Origin of the sequence: Zoogloea sp. LCSB751 (assembly GCF_002028455.1) — a bacterium.
Lineage (GTDB): Bacteria > Pseudomonadota > Gammaproteobacteria > Burkholderiales > Rhodocyclaceae > Zoogloea.
Map to the genome: position 1 here is coordinate 1 of NZ_MWUM01000605.1, position 237 is coordinate 237.

Here is a 237-nt window from a genome sequence, read left to right on the forward strand (position 1 = left end):
TAGCCCCACATCAGGGTGCCGACCAGGGCGCCCACTTCGAAGAAGGTAAAGCCCTGGATGGCGACTTCCTTGGAGAAGCCGAGCTCCTGGTGGGCGTAGACGGTGGACCACTGGTCGATGCCGATGCGCACCACGTAGAGGAAGATGTTGGCAAAGCAGAGCAGCCAGATCACCTTGTTCATCAGCACGTACTTCACGAAGATCTGCCACTTGGTCAGTTTCTGCTCTTCGGTGGCG

1 pseudogene is annotated in these 237 nt (G+C 58.2%); it reads right to left on the reverse strand.

Going from position 1 to position 237, the window contains the following annotated elements:
- Positions 1–237 (reverse strand): annotated as a pseudogene (locus B4920_RS27885) (hypothetical protein); the annotation flags it as partial.